Here is a 15159-nt window from a genome sequence, read left to right as displayed (position 1 = left end):
GTGTACGCGCGGCACAATTAGGCCGCGCGTGTTTTACTTATTCTGTGCCGACGGCTGCCATGCCTTGCGCCAATGACGGCTGAGTAAAGACCTGCTTATCCTCCCAGCGCAACATCGTCAGTTCGCCTCCCCAGCAGCACCCCGTATCCAACGCATAAATGTTATCTGGCGTCCCTTTTCCCTCCAGAGAGGCCCAGTGGCCGAATGCGATGGCATAGCCCGGCGTTTCGGCATTCCCTTCTACGACAGGGCTCGGCAAGTAAAACCACGGCTTGAGCAGCGAAGGCGCCTGTGAAGGGGCTTCTTTGCATATCATGTCTAGCTGCCCGCCGGAGAAGCAGTAACGCATGCGGGTAAATACGTTGGTGCTAAAGCGCAGACGCGGTAAACCACTCAGCTCCGGGCTCCAGTGATTGGGCATATCACCGTACATGGCGTCCAGGAACAGCGGATAGCTGTCACTGCTGAGTATTGCTTCCACTTCACGTGCGCACAGCTGCGCAGTCTCCAGATCCCACTGCGGCGTTACACCGGCATGGGCCATCACCAGTTTAAGGTCGTTGTCGACCAGCATCACCGGTTGGCTGCGCAGCCAATTGATCAGGGTATCAACATCCCGTGCATTCAGCAGATCGTTAAGACGATCTTTCGGCTTATTCCTGCTGATACCTGCATAAACTGCCAGCAAATAAAGATCGTGGTTGCCCAGCACCATCTGTGCGGCGGGGCCTAACGAACGCACATAACGCAACACCTCCAATGAGGCCGGACCGCGTGCCACCAGATCGCCGGTAAACCACAGCCTGTCGTGCGCCGGATTGAAAGAAACCTGTGCCAACAGCGCCATTAGCTCGTCAAAGCAGCCGTGCACATCGCCAATTAAGTAGGTAGACATCATCAATGTATCAGTGAGGGGATCGCTAAACGAAAAACAGAAATAGGAACCTGAAACGCATCGCCCTGATGATCGACCATGTGGTAATGGCCTTCCATCGTGCCCAGCGGCGTTTCGAGCACCGTACCGCTGGTGTACTGAAATTCGCTGCCAGGCTCGATCACTGGCTGTTCCCCGATCACGCCTTCACCCTGAACTTCAGTTTGACGCCCATTGGCGTTGGTGATCATCCAGTAGCGCCCAATAAGTTGGACAGGATTACGCCCCAGATTGCGGATTGTGATGGTGTAAGCAAAGACAAAGCGGCTCTCATCGGGCTCGGACTGCGCTTCAACATAAAAACTCTGGACCTGAACACAAACACGGGGCGTATTAATCATCGCGACACTTCCAGTTATTCCTGCGTTGGCGGATGCTCAGACAGCCAGTTGGCCAGCCGGCAGTATTGCTCTACAGAGACATTCTCCGCACGGGCAGCGGGATCAATTTCTAACGCGACAAGCTGCTCGACGCTGAACACATTACCCAGGCTGTTGCGCAATGTTTTGCGGCGCTGGTTAAAGGCGGCTGTAGTAATACGGCTCAGCACGCGGACATCAGCAACAGGATAAGGCTGTACGGCATGAGGAACAAGACGTACGACAGCAGAATCCACTTTGGGCGGTGGCGTAAAAGCGGTAGGTGGCACTTCAAGCACCGGGATCACCTGACAGTAGTATTGTGCCATCACGCTTAACCGGCCATAGGCTTTGCTGTTCGGGCCAGCGACAAGGCGGTTCACCACTTCCTTTTGCAACATAAAGTGCATATCTCGAATAGCGTGAGTATAGCTAAACAGATGGAACATCAACGGCGTTGATATGTTGTAAGGTAAGTTGCCAAAAACGCGTAGCGGCTGGCCAATCTGTTGCGACAGCTCGGCGAAATTCACCGTCATGGCATCTTGCTGAATAACGGTAAGCTTATCTTTGAGTTGCGGATGCACCGTTAATCGAGCCGCCAAGTCGCGGTCCAGTTCGACAACCGTAAACCGGGTAAGGTGCTCGGCAACGGGCAGCGTTAATGCGCCGAGGCCGGGACCAATCTCCACCATGGCGTGATCGGCTTGGGGATGAATGGCGGAAACAATACTCTCGATCACGAACTGATCGTTTAAAAAGTTCTGCCCGAAACGCTTACGGGCAAAGTGGCCTTGATGGACGCGATTATTCATTACGGTGTTTCGTTATGGTGTTGAGTCATGTTGATGGCAAGCTGCAATGCCGTGATAAAGCTGCCCGGTTCTGCGTCACCCGTTCCCGCGAGGGAGAGCGCGGTGCCGTGATCGACAGAGGTGCGGATAAAAGGTAAGCCCAGCGTAATGTTAACCGCTTGGCCAAATCCCTGGTATTTCAATACCGGCAGCCCTTGATCGTGATACATCGCCAGTACGGCGTCTGCTTCTTTCAGGTATTTGGGTTGGAATAGCGTATCTGCGGGCAACGGGCCCACCAGATTCATCCCCTGCGCGCGCAGTTCATCCAGTGCAGGAATGATGATATCCAACTCCTCTCGTCCCATATGGCCGCCTTCGCCCGCATGGGGATTGAGTCCGCACACGTAAATGCACGGCCGGGCCAGCCCAAACTTCTGCTGGAGGTCGCGATGCAAAAGCGCAATCACCTCATGCAGACAGTCGCGGGTAATGGTACGGGAAACGTCGGCCAGCGGCAGGTGCATGGTCGCCAGAGCCACGCGCAGTTCCTCGGTCACCAGCATCATCACCACTTTTTCGCAGCTGCTGCGATTGGCGAAAAATTCGGTGTGTCCGCTAAAAGGCACACCGGCATCGTTGATGATGCCTTTATGCACGGGGCCGGTCACGAGCGCGGCAAATTCTCCACTCAGGCAACCATCACAGGCGCGCGCCAGCGTGTTGACTACGTACAGGCCGTTATCGACGTTAAGTTCACCGGGGGAAGCCTCTGCGGATAATGCAACCGGTAATATCGTCAGCGAACCTGCACGTTGCGCGCTTGCAGGAGTACCGGGTTGGTAGTCTCGCAGCGTTAGCGGCAGACTCAGCAGCGTTGCTCGACTGCTAAGCAACGCCGTGTCGGCGCACACCACCAGTTCTACCGGCCAGTCACGCTGGGCCAGTTGAATGATGAGATCCGGACCAATCCCGGCGGGTTCGCCGGGCGTGATGACGATACGAGACGTAGTTATGGTCATTGTGCTGAGCTGCTGTCGCTGCCGTTGACGATCTTCACATAAGCGGCTGCACGTTGTTCCTGCATCCAAGTTTGTGCCTCTTCAGAGAATTTACGGTTAAACAGCATGCGGTAAGCACGATCTTTCTGCGCTGCGTCGGTTTTGTCGACCTGACGTGTGTCTAACAGTTGAATCAAGTGCCAGCCGAAGGAGGAGTGGACCGGGGCGCTGATTTTCCCTTTGCGCAGTTTCATCAGCGCATCGCAGAATGACGGATCGTACATATCCGGCGCAGCCCATCCCAGATCGCCGCCCTGATTGGCTGAACCAGGATCTTGCGAAAGCTGTTTTGCCTGAGCCGCAAAATCGGTCGTTCCCTGTTTGATCTGCTGTGCTACTTCCTCCAGTTTTGCCTGTGCCTGACTGTCGTTCATCACGACAGACGGTTTCAACAGGATGTGGCGTGCATGCACTTCGGTAACGGAAACGGATTTATCGCCGCCACGAATATCGTTAACGCGCAAAATATGGAAACCCACGCCGGAACGAATCGGGCCGACTACCTGGCCTTTTTGGGCTTGCGTCAGGCGTTCAGCGAACAGGGACGGTATCTCCTGAAGTTTGCCCCAGCCCATTTCGCCGCCTTTCAGCGTCTGTGAATCCGCCGAGTGTGCGATCGCCAGCTTGGCGAAGTCGGCTCCACCTTTCAGCTGTTGTACCAATGAGTTAGCCAGGTTTTCTGCATCGTCCACCTGCTGCTGAGACGGGTTTTCTCCCAGAGGGATCAGAATGTGGCTCAGGTTCAGTTCAGCGTCTTCACCGGTCTGGTTAGCGATCTGCTTCGCCAGCGCGTCAACTTCCTGCGGCAGGACGGTGATGCGGCGACGCACTTCGTTATTACGGACTTCGGCAATGGTCATCTCTTTGCGAATCTGGTTGCGATAGGCGCTATAGGTCAGATTCTCATAAGCCAACTGACTTTTTAGCTGGTCGAGCGTCATGCGGTTTTGTGCCGTGATGTTGTTGATGGCCTGATCCAACTGCGCATCACTAATTTGGATATTCATTTTTTTTGCCATTTGCAAAATGATGTTATCCATAATCAGACGATCGAGGATCTGGTGGCGCAACGTACTCTCATCCGGTAACTGTTGTCCCGCTTGCTGCGCATTCATCTTCACGGACTGTAAAAGCGTGCTGACATCACTTTCAAGCACGACGCTGTTGTCCACGACGGCGGCGACTTTATCAACAACCAGTGGCGCAGCAAAAGCTGCATTGGCGCTGAGGGCCAGCACGAGGATAAGCGTTTTCCAGTTCTTCATACCTTTCCCGTTAGTTTCACCCGCAAGGCGGATTAAAAGTTGATGTGTTACCGTTCATTCCACGCGCGCATGATCGCATCAGAATGCGCGCTGATAAGGCAGAATACCTGAGCGCAGCATTTTTTGCGCACCCAGCGTTTCATTGCTGCTTAAACCCCGCAGCTCGATGTTGATCGAGAACTTGTTGTCATACTCACTGGACTGCCGATTGGTATTCCAGTCGGTAATTTTCCGCCCGTAGCCCATATTGACGGCCCAGCAGCAGGTGTTGTATTGAAAGCCGATACGCTGGTTGGCGGTTTGATTCGCTTTGGTGTCGTAGTAATACGCACCGACCACGGACCAACGGTCGGCAATCGGCCATGCTGCGGTGAACCCCACTTGCGAAATGCCTTGCTGATAGGCACGGCTTGCCAACAGATTCTGTACGGAGTTTTGAATATATTCCCTGCTGGCATAGCGGTAGTTCAATTGCACCAGTTTCTCGCTATCCTGGCGATATTCCAGCACCGCGTTGCCCTGAGAAATGCTCTCGAGGCGCGTGTCATATTGCAAACTGCCGCGCATGCCCCACAGATCGTTAATCTTCCAATAGCTGTCACCGGCCCACACCAGACTGCCGTTATCGTCGTTTTTATCCATTACCGTAGTGCTATCCCCGGTTCTGGGGCGATCAAAGTAATAGATTTGACCGACGGAAGCATTAAAACGTTCCACCAGATTTTGATCATAAACGCGGGTAGTCAAACCGGTTGCAACCTGATTGGCCGACGCGATGCGATCCAGCCCGCTGTAACTGCGGTCGCGAAACAGGCCGGTGTAGTCGTTTTGCAGCAGCGTAGAGTCATAGGTGTAAATACTGCTTTGATCGCGGTAAGGCACATACAGGTACTGTACGCGCGGTTCCAGCGTTTGGGTAAAGGCGTTGGACCAATCCATTTCGCGTTCAAACACCAGTTTGCCGTCAACTTTGTACTGCGGCAAAACGCGATTGACCGAATCCTTCAGAGCATCGCGCTTGATGTTGCTGATTTGCGCATTGGGATCGGCACGGAAGCGTTCCAGATTGGTTTGTTGATAATGAGTTGCCATCAGCTTCGCTTCGGTGTTCAAGCTACCCCACCGGTTGATCAATGGCAGACTGACCGTTGGTTCAGCATGAAAACGCGTCGCTTCGGGGCGGTTGTTGTTCATGTTGGTAAATTTTACCGCCTGCCCATAAAGATGCATATCGAACGGGCCGATATCCTCTCGGTAGTAGTTGAGGTCGAGTTGGGGCTCGGCGCGGTAAACATCATTATTGGTGTTAGCCGCCAGCAATTGGAACTGTTTATTGGATAACGTAGCGTCCCAATCCTGGTTAGCATAGCCGACGCTGAATTTTTGGTTCACGTAGCCGCTGGTCGTGGAGCCGTAAGAAGAATCGAGGTCTTTGAAATAGTTGATATCGCTGACCTTGGTGTAATCGCTGTTAAAGCGCCACACCTGATCCATGATACCGTCGTGCTGCCAGTGAAGAAGCCAGCGCGTATCTTTGTCGTCTTCATTGTCACGACGATAGGCTCTGTCATTCGGCAGCCAGTCCAACTGCACCGTACCGGTGCCTAGCGCGGCAAGATAACGGAATTCGTTTTGCAGCTGTACGCCGCGCTTGGTCAGGACGTGCGGCGTAATGGTCGCATCCATGTTGGGTGTGATATTCCAGTAGTAGGGCGTGATCAGTTCAAAGCCGCTGCTGCCACTGTAGCGGGCGTTGGGAATCAAAAAGCCGGAGCGGCGTTTGTCACCCACGGGCACTTGCAGATAAGGGCTATAGAAGACCGGGACGTCGCCAATTTTGACGCGCGCATTCCAAATTTCAGCAACTTGCTCATCCCTGTCATGGATCACTTCCGAACCGACGACACTCCAGCTATCATCTCCCGGCAAGCAAGTAGTGAAGGAACCGTTTTCCAGAATGGTGTAGCGATTGTCACCGCGCATTTGCATTTTATCGGCATCACCACGGCCCTGACGGTCAACCATTTGGTAATAGCCCTGAAACACGTCGGTATCTCGCGTATTCAGGTTAGACCAGGCTTTGGGGCCTTTCAGGATGACCAAGTTGTCATCATAATTGACATTGCCAGTGGCGGTGATGGTGCGTACCGGGGCGCCAGTACCGCTCTGGCGCAGTTCCACCTGATCGGCCTGCAAGAGACTGTTGCCTTGCTCAACGTTGACGTTACCCAGGAAACGGGCGTTATCCGGATAGTTGGCTTCACTTTTGTCCGCCTGAATATGTACCGGGAGCGTATTGGTCTCGCCAGTGACCAGCGGCCGTGTAAACGTAGGAACGCCAAGCCGGCACTGAGCGGCAAGATCTGCCAACGCATGTTGGCTGTAGAGCGCCGACCCAATCAAGGTGGCCAGCAGAGTTGGAAAACATTTTTTCATACGCGGTATCGGTGTTCCGTCATCAAGGGCATCATGCCGGCAAACGGTCAGAGACTATATCACTGGCTTACGTTGCGCCAGTGTAAATTCCCCACTGTTTCTCTGCTCTGCCGTTAGGTGCAACGCTAAATGACGGGTATGATAAAGCAATTTTTGGCCGACGGCATAAGGATTTGAGGAAGTATATGCGCTATTGGGGCAAGTTGCTGTGCTTGATACTGGGTATTATGTCCGGCGGCGGCGTGTGGGGTGTGATTACGGGCGTGCTGGTGGGCCATATGGTTGATAGAGCTAGGGCTGCGCGTCGCCGTGATTATTTTTCCGCACAGTCTACCCGACAGTCGCTATTTTTTCTCACCACGTTTCAGGCCATGGGGCACCTGACCAAATCCAAAGGGCGCGTCACTGAAGCGGATATTCAGGCTGCCACCTTGATGATGGACCGGTTGGAGCTGTTCGGTGAGGCGCGTCTGGCAGCGCAGCAGGCCTTTCGTGAAGGGAAATCAAATGCGTTCCCGGTACGCACCAAATTGCGTAAGCTGCGCGATGCCTGCCTGGGCCGTTTCGATATGATCAGAATGTTTCTCGATATCCAGCTTCAGGTCGCGTTTAACGACGGTGCGCTGCATCCGAACGAACGGCGGTTATTGTACGTGTTTGCGGATGAGTTGGGCGTGACGCGTGAACAGTTCGAATTTTTCATGCGCAATATGGAGGGGCAGCAGCGCCAGTCTCAGCAACAGGGTCAATCGAAGCAACACCAATCAAGGCAGAATGGCAAATCATACCAGCGTCGCAATCAATCTTATGGTGGGCAGTCGTATGGTGGCCAATCGCAGGGCGGGCAGCGTCAGCAGCCGCCTTATACGCGGGGGCCAACGCTTGAGAGTGCCTGCCGCACGCTGGGCGTGCGCACCAGCGATGATGCGGCGACGGTAAAACGCGCTTATCGTAAACTAATGAACGAGCACCATCCTGATAAACTGGCGGGTAAGGGGCTCTCTCCGCGCATGATGGACATGGAAAAACGCAAGGCGCAAGACATTCAGGCCGCCTATGAGTTTTTGAAAAGCAGTCACGCAGCCAAGTAACCCCTCTCCAGTTTTCCCGCGTTTTTCTTGACGATTACCTTAAAAATCAGAAATCAGGCTCACAACGAAAGTGCATCGGCGTACCAAACACGGGGGGCGTGATAGCCAGTTCCTGTGCGTGCAGCAGCAGACGCGGTGCCAAGGCTTTGGCTTCAGGGCATAGGTATCTACACATCATAAAGGGTTAAAAACCACCATAGCGAAGTGGGCAAGTTCTTCCGGGGTATAGTCTGCTAATAACGTCAAGGTATTTAGCAGGATGGATAGTCCGGCAAGCAGCGCTGGGGCGCTTTCTTTACGCCCTCGTTTTTGTTGTCGTCCGGATAATCGGCAAATTAACTGACGGGCTACCGCATTGTCGTCTCCTTCAGAGCGTTGCAGCCGCCATACCAGCACACATGCCATGCTAGCTATCAATAACCTGCGTAGCAGGGCACCAGCACTGCGCTGAAGCCATTTTTCTACATCATGACCGGCACCTTTCAGCAGCTTAAAAAAGGATTCAATACCCCAGCGCCAGTAATACCAGCGAGCGACTTCCGCGCTGGTGAGCTCGTTGCTAACGTTTGTGAGCAGCGTCCAGCGTCCGATAAATTTACCGTGAGTATCGGTAAGGCGAACCACAACTAATCTGAGTGTCAGAGCTACGCCTGGCTGAACTTTCACTCGCCGTCCGGTGCTCTTGTCTTTCCGCTTCGCTTTTGCTGTTCGCGTTATAGCCAAGCGACATTATTTTGATAACAATTATCTGTATTTTTTGCCACATATCAGGGCATTGGCTGTAATCATTTTTAAGTCGGTTGGCTATATGATCACGGATGTTTCCCCGATCTCCATATTGGCTTTTTTCCCTTTCCAGCCAACCTGTCCGTTTGCGATAAATGGCAGATCGTCTGCAATTTCACCAATTTTACGGGTGTCACCGCCCCACTCGGCCCGATGCCCTTCCTTTCCCCGGATAAGCCAACATATTCCCTGGGAGCTTAATGTGCGCATATGCCCGATAGAGTCACCTTCACGGTCAATGAGATGAACTAACTTCTTCCCGGTATCAAAAGAGACTCAACGCGGGCGATATCAGCCGTCAAAGCATCCATATGAGTCAGACTCTCAGACAAGCCCTCGGTTAGCGTTGAACGACAACCCGCCCTATCGGTTAGAGTTTGAGACAGGGGCGCTATTGGTAAACCATTTGCAGCATCAACCAGTAGGCGGGTTTGTAGTTCATAACCGACGTCGCCACCATGCGTCATTTTCAAACGTTCTTCTTTCCCATTGTGGGTACGAAACTGTAAATGAGACCAGTCGTGAACAACGGGAGCGTATGGATGCGGGCTAAGTGCAACCTGCCGGAGAGCCAGCGAAATAATCGGTTCATTGAGCTGACTGAAGCTAATACGTTCATTATTAAAAAAACGCCAAACGGCCTGAGTAGTGGCGAACGTTGTTTTCTGCGCGCAGGCAAGGTCTTTAACGGCTGACGCCAATGGTGCTGGGGGAGTCATGTGTTGCTTAACCAGACGCTGATAACGCCGGTTAAGGCGGGCATCAATCCCGCCGATGGATAAGTTGAGATCATGCAGCAACGTAATAGCAGATATTGCAAAAGATGTGTAGATACCTATGCCCTGCGGTGTGGGCCTATTGGGTGCAGGCGGAGAATCGCCATGGCAATCGATTTGGCCGAGTTTATCGGTGCTGCTATCGGCTTTAAGCTGCTGTTGGGGGGGCGTTGCTTGAGGGCGCGATTCTTACCGGTATTGCGACCTTCCTGATTTTGGCACTGTAACAGCGTGGTCAAAAGCCGCTGGAGATGATTATCGGCGGGTTGCTGCTGTTTGTCGCTGCCGCATATATTGTCGAACTGATCTTCTCGCGTCCTGAAATGTCTTCGCTGGTGCGTGGCATGGCGGTGCCGCAGTTGCCCACCTCCGACACGGTGCTGCTGGCCGCTGGGGTGTTGGGGGCCACCATTATGCCCCATGTGATTTACCTGTATTCTTCATTGACCCAGCAGGGAGAAGACCACACCCGTGCCGAACGCTATGCTGCGACCAAAACGACGTGGCAGTGGCGATGACCATTGCCGGATTCGTCAATCTGGCAATGATGGCTACCGCTGCGGCAGCGTTCCATTTTTGCGGCAATCAGGATATCGGCGATCTGGAGCGTGCCTATCTCACCCTCGATCCACTGTTAGGGAAGGCAGCGGCGACTATTTTCGGTTTAAGCCTGCTGGCTGCGGGGCTCTCTTCTATAGCAAAGCGACTTAATTTTGATTACACTATATAGACTGAGAACAAAATCTCTGTATCGCAACCACTCTCTTTTTTTGCTTTTTGCTTTTTGCTTGTGCCCATTTATGCTCAATTGGGTTAAGATCTGGCGAATACTCCACCATATACCCTGCATCGATGATGACTTGTTAAATATTATGTTTTTTGTGAAAAGTTGCATTGTCCATCACGCTTACCCTGTTTTTAGGGAGTACTGGGATAAGGACTTGTGTGACCCAAGAATAGAAAACATCGCTGTTAATATTGATATCAAATAATCCGATAGCAAACAGCGTTGTGCCTAATAACGCGCCGATAACATTTGTTCTTCCCTTGGCTCCCCCGTTCTTCAGGCCAAAACACCGTTGACCTTTTGGGGAATAGCCGTGAGTCCGTGGGGTATCGTGTGGAAAACCACTTTCATCAATAAAAACAATAGGTTTTCCTTTTTTCATACTGTTGTATTTTTTGTTGAAATGCTTGCCGGGCGCTTTCGTCGGCTTTCGGATGACATAGAGTTTTTTTTATAGGCCAATCCCAGCTTTTTAAGAGCTTGCCAAATGGCCTTCTGACAAACGCCAAAACGCTCTGCACGTTCTTTTTGGTAAGCATCTGGATATGGTTCAACATCTTTTATCAACTCGGATTTATCGCTCTTTCGCTGACGCGTGGTCGATGCTTTTGACGCTATTTGATTAATCCAACGCGATACAGAGGCAGGGCCAATCCGAAATTGCTTCGCTGTTTCTCGGATACTCAACCCTTCTTCTTCCCGTGTAGATATCACTTTACGTCTAAAATCAATTGAATAGCTCATTTAAATAATGTAATCAAAATTAAGTCGCTTGGCTATATCCATCGCAATACGCTTGAATATCGCCTGAACCGTATTTCCAAACTGACCGGGCTGGATTTGGGCAACTTTGACGATCGTTTGCTGCTCTATGTGGCACTGCAACTCGATGAAGAAGAATAATTTGCTCTCTGATTGATCCAAGGGGCCGATGGCCCCTTTTTGCTGTCTGCGAGTCGGCAATCTGCTTAGATTTAAAAAACTGAATAGGCTCAAAGAATATAACGCGAGAGCATAAATTATCGCGAAACAATATTTTTGCCCCCACCCCCTATCCTCTATTGTCACTCCATGTTGTGAGCCCATTGCCAGCACCACGCCAAACACACTACACAAATTACGAAAAATGTTGAGGGAGTGATAATGATGTCAATACGTCGTCTGGGTGTATCTCTTGCAGCAGCAACGGTATTATTTGCGGGCGCTGCGTCTGCGGCACCGGAATTGTTGAACGTGTCTTACGACCCAACGCGCGAGCTGTATCAGGAGTATAACGCTGCCTTCATTAAGCACTGGAAAGAAACCACGGGTGAAACACTTTCCATTAAAAACTCCCACGGTGGCTCCGGCAAACAGGTGCGTTCGGTCATCGATGGTTTGCAGGCGGACGTGGTGACGCTGGCGCTGGCGGGCGATATTGATGCCCTGAATCTCAATCAGCCGCTGATCGATCCCAAGTGGCAGGCACGCCTGCCGGATAACAGTACGCCTTACACTTCTACCATCGTGTTCTTGGTGCGCAAAGGTAACCCGAAAAACATCAAGGACTGGGGCGATCTGGTGAAACCGGGCGTAGAAGTGATCACGCCTAACCCGAAAACCTCCGGCGGTGCGCGTTGGAACTTCCTAGCGGCCTGGGCTTATGCCAAGAATCTGCTGGGTGGAAGTGATGAAAGCGCACTGAAATTTGTGACTGAACTTTATCGCCATGCGCCGGTATTAGATACCGGTGCGCGCGGCGCCACTATCAGTTTCGTACAACGCAAACTGGGCGATATATTGCTGGCGTGGGAAAACGAAGCCTATCTGTCACTGAAAGAGCAAGGCGGCGATCAGTTGGAAATCGTCACGCCGTCACTGTCTATTCTGGCAGAGCCGCCGGTTGCCGTTGTGGACAAAGTGGTTGAGCGCAAAGGCACACAAAAACAGGCTGAAGCCTACCTGAAGTATCTTTACAGCGACGATGCGCAGCGCATTATCGGTAAGAACTTCTACCGCCCGCGCAATGCCAAGATTGCTGAAGAATTCAAAGGTCAATTCGCACCGGTGAAACTGGTGACCATCGATGAAGAGTTTGGCGGCTGGACCAAAGTGCAGGATCAATACTTTAACGATGGTGGCGTTTTTGACAAGATTTTCAATGAAATCAATAAATAATTTTTTAAAACGCCTACTGGCTGGCCTCTACGTTGATAGCGGCTTTGCCATGTGGATGGGCTGGTTCACTGAACTATTGCATTAAGAAAGGCTTGGTATGTCACGACGCATTTCTCCCGTCATTCCTGGTTTTGGCCTTACCTTAAGGTTTAGCCTCAGCAACTTGAGTTTGATTGTGTTGCTCCCGTTGGCGGGCATGTTTGTCTACGCCAGTCAGCTTACACTTACGCAATTCTGGACGTTGATCACCAGTCGTCAGGTGTTGTTTTCGCTGCAACTCTCTTTTGGTACGGCGCTGGCGGCGGCTTTTGTCAATGGCATTCTGGGAACCTTACTGGCTTGGGTGTTGGTGCGCTATCAGTTTTCGGGGCGCAAAGTGATCGATGCCATGATCGACATGCCTTTTGCGCTGCCTGCGGCGGTGGCAGGGATTGCACTTACGGCGCTGTATGCGCCAAATGGGCTGATTGGAGGACTGTTTCCTTTCAAGATTGCCTACACCAGCCTGGGTATCACGCTGGCGTTGATCTTTGTCACCCTGCCCTTTGTGGTAAGAACGCTGCAACCGGTGCTGGCTGATATTCCTCGGGAAGTGGAAGAAGCGGCCGCCTGTCTGGGGGCAAAACCGGTTCAGGTGTTTTGGCATGTATTGCTGCCCACTCTGCTGCCCGCCTGGCTGACGGGTTTTGCACTGGCGTTTGCACGCGGAGCTGGGGAGTACGGCTCGGTGGTGTTCATTGCAGGCAATATTCCCTTTAAAACTGAAATACTGCCTCTGCTGATCGTCTCCAAGCTCGATCAGTATGACTACAAAGGTGCCACCGGTATCGGCGTATTTATGCTGTTGGTCTCTTTCATTATGTTGCTGCTGATTAACCTATTGCAGCGTCGTATTCAGACCAAACTGTAAGGCGGTGACAATGGAACAAATAATTGCTACCGCAGCGCGTGCTCCCAAGAGAAAAAAACGCGCAACGACTTATTACGTGCTGGTGACGCTGGCTTGGCTGGTGTTTTTTCTGGTTCTGGTATTGCCGCTATTGATGGTACTGACGCAGGGATTGGCGAAAGGCGTAGGGGCGTTTTGGCAGGCGATTTCGGAACCGGATGCGATTTCAGCGCTGAAACTGACGCTACTGGCGACGGCTATCTCTGTACCGCTTAATGTGGTGTTCGGATTGGCGACCGCTTGGAGCGTGACTAAATTTGAATTTCGCGGCAAAAGCTTGCTGTTAGCACTGATTGACTTGCCCTTCTCTGTATCGCCGGTGGTAGTGGGGTTGGTGTATGTGCTGCTGTTTGGCGCACAAAGCTATTTTTACCCTTTCCTGACCGCGCACCATCTTGAAATTATTTATGCCGTGCCGGGGATCGTTCTGGCAACCATTTTTGTCACCTTGCCCTATGTGGCGCGCGAGCTGATTCCTTTGATGGAACAGCAGGGCACTCAGGAGGAGGAGGTTGCCCGTTTGCTAGGTGCCAACGGCTGGCAGATGTTCTGGTATATCACGCTGCCCAATGTGAAATGGGCGTTGATTTACGGTGTGCTGCTCTGTACGGCGCGTGCCATGGGTGAGTTTGGTGCGGTGTCCGTGGTCTCTGGCCATATTCGTGGTTTGACCAACACCTTACCGTTGCACATTGAGATCCTTTACAACGAATACAACATTGTAGCGGCCTTTAGCGTGGCGATTTTGTTGCTGCTGATGTCGTTAGTGGTATTGCTGCTGCGCCAATGGAGCGAAGGGCGTTTGGCAAAACAGGTTGAGAAACACCAACAGAAGCTGGCTCAAAATGAGCATTGATATTCGTAATATAAACAAACAGTTTGGCCAGTTCCGGGCCTTGAATGAAATTAATCTGGCAATCAACAGCGGTGAGCTGGTGGCTCTGCTGGGGCCATCGGGCTGTGGCAAAACGACCTTGTTGCGTATTATTGCTGGTTTGGAAAAGCCGGATAGCGGGCAGATTGTTTTTCACGGTGAAGATGTGTCGGTGCACGATGTGCGCGATCGCAATGTTGGCTTTGTGTTCCAGCACTATGCGCTGTTTCGCCATATAACCGTGTTTGACAACGTGGCGTTTGGGCTGCGTATAAAACCGCGCAGTATCCGCTCTTCCAAGCGCGATATTGAAGCGAAAGTGCACGAGTTGCTAAACATGGTGCAGTTAGACTGGCTGGCAGATCGTTATCCAGAACAGCTCTCTGGCGGACAACTCCAGCGTATTGCGCTGACACGCGCGCTGATTGTTGAACCGCGTATTTTGCTGCTGGATGAGCCCTTTGGTGCGCTGGATGCTAAAGTGCGTAAAGAGCTGCGCCGCTGGCTCTCACGTTTACACGAGAACATCAATCTGACATCGGTGTTTGTGACACACGATCAGGAAGAAGCGATGGAAGTTGCCGACCGCATTGTGCTGATGAATAAAGGTGTTATTGAGCAGATCGGCTCACCTGCAAACCGATCCTGTTCCGTCCCCATGAAGTGGCGATTTCTGCGGAGGTGCAAGACGGATTTCTGCCGGTGGTGGTGTGGGATATCCATCCATTGGGGGCATTGACTCGCCTGTCGTTGAAAGTCGAAGGTGAGCCCGAACTGATTGAAGCCGAAGTCGCACAAGACGACATCAACCTTAACGGCTTGAAGCGTGGTGATGTTATCCAGTTCAAACCCAAAGTGTATAACCACGATTGAAAAATCTAAACGACGGC

General features: G+C 52.1%; 15 protein-coding genes and 4 pseudogenes. 7 read left to right on the top strand and 12 right to left on the bottom strand.

The annotated features are described in order from the left end of the window. Nucleotides 1-37: 37 nt before the first annotated feature. From apaH to lptD, 6 genes are all read right to left on the bottom strand, one after another. The gene (gene apaH / locus ACD630_RS17875) at nucleotides 38-895 is read right to left on the bottom strand and encodes a bis(5'-nucleosyl)-tetraphosphatase (symmetrical) ApaH (protein ID WP_430361161.1); all 858 of its coding nucleotides are present in this window, start codon (nucleotides 893-895) and stop codon (nucleotides 38-40) included. A gap of 2 nt (nucleotides 896-897) precedes the next feature. Next, nucleotides 898-1275 (bottom strand): Co2+/Mg2+ efflux protein ApaG, encoded by a 378-nt coding sequence (gene apaG, locus ACD630_RS17870; protein WP_222158235.1) that lies wholly within the window; start codon nucleotides 1273-1275, stop codon nucleotides 898-900. 14 nt (nucleotides 1276-1289) lie between these two features. Then, nucleotides 1290-2108, bottom strand: a complete 819-nt coding sequence (gene rsmA, locus ACD630_RS17865) for a 16S rRNA (adenine(1518)-N(6)/adenine(1519)-N(6))-dimethyltransferase RsmA (RefSeq protein ID WP_430360161.1) — start codon at nucleotides 2106-2108, stop codon at nucleotides 1290-1292. Next, nucleotides 2108-3109, bottom strand: coding sequence for a 4-hydroxythreonine-4-phosphate dehydrogenase PdxA (gene pdxA / locus ACD630_RS17860; protein WP_430360160.1), 1002 nt, complete (start codon nucleotides 3107-3109; stop codon nucleotides 2108-2110). The genes rsmA and pdxA overlap by 1 nt, the downstream gene beginning before the upstream one ends. Beyond that, nucleotides 3106-4413: a peptidylprolyl isomerase SurA gene (surA, locus tag ACD630_RS17855; RefSeq protein WP_430360159.1), complete on the bottom strand. Its 1308-nt coding sequence runs from the start codon at nucleotides 4411-4413 to the stop codon at nucleotides 3106-3108. Before surA ends, pdxA begins: the two co-directional genes overlap by 4 nt. A gap of 78 nt (nucleotides 4414-4491) precedes the next feature. After that, entirely contained in the window at nucleotides 4492-6849 is a 2358-nt protein-coding gene (gene lptD / locus ACD630_RS17850) for an LPS assembly protein LptD (protein ID WP_430360158.1), read from the bottom strand. Between the two features lie 185 nt (nucleotides 6850-7034). Here lptD and djlA point away from each other — a divergent pair, with 185 nt between their 5' ends. Next, nucleotides 7035-7940 (top strand): co-chaperone DjlA, encoded by a 906-nt coding sequence (gene djlA / locus ACD630_RS17845; RefSeq protein WP_430360157.1) that lies wholly within the window; start codon nucleotides 7035-7037, stop codon nucleotides 7938-7940. A gap of 46 nt (nucleotides 7941-7986) precedes the next feature. Here djlA and ACD630_RS17840 read toward each other — a convergent pair. From ACD630_RS17840 to ACD630_RS17825, 4 genes and pseudogenes are all read right to left on the bottom strand, one after another. Continuing rightward, a pseudogene (locus ACD630_RS17840) lies at nucleotides 7987-8106 on the bottom strand (bifunctional tRNA pseudouridine(32) synthase/ribosomal large subunit pseudouridine synthase RluA); the annotation flags it as partial. Nucleotides 8107-8114: 8 nt separating this feature from the next. Then, nucleotides 8115-8663, bottom strand: coding sequence for a hypothetical protein (locus ACD630_RS17835; RefSeq protein ID WP_430360156.1), 549 nt, complete (start codon nucleotides 8661-8663; stop codon nucleotides 8115-8117). 81 nt (nucleotides 8664-8744) lie between these two features. Then, nucleotides 8745-8936 carry a hypothetical protein gene (locus ACD630_RS17830; RefSeq protein WP_430360155.1) on the bottom strand — a complete coding sequence of 64 codons (192 nt, stop codon included), beginning with the start codon at nucleotides 8934-8936 and terminating at the stop codon, nucleotides 8745-8747. A gap of 38 nt (nucleotides 8937-8974) precedes the next feature. Then, on the bottom strand, nucleotides 8975-9526 hold the full coding sequence (locus ACD630_RS17825) for a hypothetical protein (RefSeq protein WP_430360154.1): 552 nt from the start codon (nucleotides 9524-9526) through the stop codon (nucleotides 8975-8977). Between the two features lie 227 nt (nucleotides 9527-9753). Between ACD630_RS17825 and ACD630_RS17820 the strand changes: the two are divergent. After that, a pseudogene (locus ACD630_RS17820) lies at nucleotides 9754-10232 on the top strand (Nramp family divalent metal transporter). A 133-nt stretch (nucleotides 10233-10365) separates the two neighbouring features. On the opposite strand, the gene ACD630_RS17815 reads toward ACD630_RS17820, so the two are convergent. Further along, the gene (locus tag ACD630_RS17815; RefSeq protein WP_430360153.1) at nucleotides 10366-10671 is read right to left on the bottom strand and encodes a transposase; all 306 of its coding nucleotides are present in this window, start codon (nucleotides 10669-10671) and stop codon (nucleotides 10366-10368) included. Continuing rightward, on the bottom strand, nucleotides 10668-11033 hold the full coding sequence (locus ACD630_RS17810; RefSeq protein ID WP_430360152.1) for an IS630 transposase-related protein: 366 nt from the start codon (nucleotides 11031-11033) through the stop codon (nucleotides 10668-10670). Before ACD630_RS17810 ends, ACD630_RS17815 begins: the two co-directional genes overlap by 4 nt. A 33-nt stretch (nucleotides 11034-11066) precedes the next feature. On the opposite strand from ACD630_RS17810, the pseudogene ACD630_RS17805 reads away from it, so the two are divergent. The 5 genes and pseudogenes from ACD630_RS17805 to ACD630_RS17785 form a co-directional block, all read left to right on the top strand. After that, nucleotides 11067-11192 (top strand): annotated as a pseudogene (locus ACD630_RS17805) (helix-turn-helix domain-containing protein); the annotation flags it as partial. Between the two features lie 243 nt (nucleotides 11193-11435). Continuing rightward, nucleotides 11436-12446 (top strand): sulfate ABC transporter substrate-binding protein, encoded by a 1011-nt coding sequence (locus ACD630_RS17800; protein ID WP_430361160.1) that lies wholly within the window; start codon nucleotides 11436-11438, stop codon nucleotides 12444-12446. Between the two features lie 97 nt (nucleotides 12447-12543). After that, entirely contained in the window at nucleotides 12544-13356 is an 813-nt protein-coding gene (gene cysT, locus ACD630_RS17795; RefSeq protein ID WP_430360150.1) for a sulfate ABC transporter permease subunit CysT, read from the top strand. Between the two features lie 10 nt (nucleotides 13357-13366). Beyond that, entirely contained in the window at nucleotides 13367-14251 is an 885-nt protein-coding gene (gene cysW, locus ACD630_RS17790) for a sulfate ABC transporter permease subunit CysW (protein WP_430360149.1), read from the top strand. After that, nucleotides 14241-15142 (top strand): annotated as a pseudogene (locus ACD630_RS17785) (sulfate/molybdate ABC transporter ATP-binding protein). Before cysW ends, ACD630_RS17785 begins: the two are co-directional and overlap by 11 nt. Nucleotides 15143-15159: the final 17 nt, after the last annotated feature.

The organism is Symbiopectobacterium sp. RP (assembly GCF_050472005.1).
GTDB lineage: Bacteria > Pseudomonadota > Gammaproteobacteria > Enterobacterales > Enterobacteriaceae > Symbiopectobacterium.
This window is presented reverse-complemented; position numbering and strand designations above follow the sequence as displayed.

Excerpts from the sequence above, each read along its gene's own strand:
- apaH (WP_430361161.1), bottom strand. The coding sequence starts at position 895 with ATGTCTACCTACTTAATTGGCGATGTGCACGGCTGCTTTGACGAGCTA.
- apaG (WP_222158235.1), bottom strand. The coding sequence starts at position 1,275 with ATGATTAATACGCCCCGTGTTTGTGTTCAGGTCCAGAGTTTTTATGTT.
- rsmA (WP_430360161.1), bottom strand. The coding sequence starts at position 2,108 with ATGAATAATCGCGTCCATCAAGGCCACTTTGCCCGTAAGCGTTTCGGG.
- pdxA (WP_430360160.1), bottom strand. The coding sequence starts at position 3,109 with ATGACCATAACTACGTCTCGTATCGTCATCACGCCCGGCGAACCCGCC.
- surA (WP_430360159.1), bottom strand. The coding sequence starts at position 4,413 with ATGAAGAACTGGAAAACGCTTATCCTCGTGCTGGCCCTCAGCGCCAAT.
- lptD (WP_430360158.1), bottom strand. The coding sequence starts at position 6,849 with ATGAAAAAATGTTTTCCAACTCTGCTGGCCACCTTGATTGGGTCGGCG.
- djlA (WP_430360157.1), top strand. The coding sequence starts at position 7,035 with ATGCGCTATTGGGGCAAGTTGCTGTGCTTGATACTGGGTATTATGTCC.
- ACD630_RS17830 (WP_430360155.1), bottom strand. The coding sequence starts at position 8,936 with ATGCGCACATTAAGCTCCCAGGGAATATGTTGGCTTATCCGGGGAAAG.
- ACD630_RS17815 (WP_430360153.1), bottom strand. The coding sequence starts at position 10,671 with ATGAAAAAAGGAAAACCTATTGTTTTTATTGATGAAAGTGGTTTTCCA.
- ACD630_RS17810 (WP_430360152.1), bottom strand. The coding sequence starts at position 11,033 with ATGAGCTATTCAATTGATTTTAGACGTAAAGTGATATCTACACGGGAA.
- ACD630_RS17800 (WP_430361160.1), top strand. The coding sequence starts at position 11,436 with ATGTCAATACGTCGTCTGGGTGTATCTCTTGCAGCAGCAACGGTATTA.
- cysT (WP_430360150.1), top strand. The coding sequence starts at position 12,544 with ATGTCACGACGCATTTCTCCCGTCATTCCTGGTTTTGGCCTTACCTTA.
- cysW (WP_430360149.1), top strand. The coding sequence starts at position 13,367 with ATGGAACAAATAATTGCTACCGCAGCGCGTGCTCCCAAGAGAAAAAAA.